The sequence below is a fragment of the Ligilactobacillus sp. UO.C109 genome, from assembly GCF_026847815.1.
GTDB classification, from domain to species: domain Bacteria; phylum Bacillota; class Bacilli; order Lactobacillales; family Lactobacillaceae; genus Ligilactobacillus; species Ligilactobacillus salivarius.
In genome coordinates, this window is the sequence record NZ_JAPSFH010000054.1 from 1 (window position 1) to 1,022 (window position 1,022).

Annotated in this window: 1 protein-coding gene; it reads left to right on the forward strand. The window is 41.5% G+C overall.

Translation table 11 applies throughout. The annotated features are described in order from the left end of the window. Window positions 1-947: 947 nt before the first annotated feature. Window positions 948-1,022 (forward strand): hypothetical protein (locus OZJ21_RS09880; RefSeq protein ID WP_442916321.1); only part of this gene is annotated, 75 nt, incomplete at its 3' end.

Genomic DNA, 1,022 nt, shown 5'->3' on the forward strand with positions numbered 1-1,022 from the left:
ACATCAAGTTCCTTGAGCGAATCCTTGAGTACAAGTTCATCCTTAAGTGAAAGCTTAAGTACATCAAGTTCCTTGAGCGAATCCTTGAGCACAAGTTCCTCCTTAAGTGAAAGCCTAAGTACATCAAGCAGCTTGAGTGAATCCTTGAGCACAAGTTCCTCCTTAAGTGAAAGCTTAAGCACATCAAGTTCGTTGAGTGAATCCTTGAGTACAAGTTCCTCCTTAAGTGAAAGCTTAAGTACATCAAGTTCCTTGAGCGAATCCTTGAGTACAAGTTCATCCTTAAGTGAAAGCTTAAGTACATCAAGTTCCTTGAGCGAATCCTTGAGTACAAGTTCATCACTAAGTGAAAGCTTAAGTACATCAAGTTCCTTGAGCGAATCCTTGAGTACAAGTTCATCCTTGAGTGAAAGCTTAAGTACATCAAGTTCCTTGAGTGAATCTTTGAGTACAAGCTCCTCCTTAAGCGAAAGCTTAAGCACATCAAGTTCGTTGAGTGAATCCTTGAGCACAAGTTCATCACTAAGTGAAAGCTTAAGCACATCAAGTAGCTTGAGTGAATCCTTGAGTACAAGCTCCTCACTAAGTGAAAGCCTAAGTACATCAAGCAGCTTGAGTGAATCCTTGAGTACAAGCTCCTCCTTAAGCGAAAGCTTAAGTACATCAAGCAGCTTGAGTGAATCCTTGAGTACAAGTTCATCCTTAAGTGAAAGCTTAAGTACATCAAGTTCCTTGAGTGAATCCTTGAGTACAAGCTCCTCACTAAGTGAAAGCTTAAGTACATCAAGTTCGTTGAGCGAATCCTTGAGCACAAGCTCCTCACTAAGTGAAAGCTTAAGTACATCAAGCACACTATCGAAGGTAATAAGCTGGTTGAAGGAAAGAACAGTTCTGAAAAGCTGGATCCAACGGTTCCAGCCAAGACCAAGGTTGATAATCCAACGAAGCTGACTGATGACGAAAAGAAAGAAGTCGCAGACAAGGTCACAGAAGCCAATAAAGACCAGTTCCCAGCAGGGACT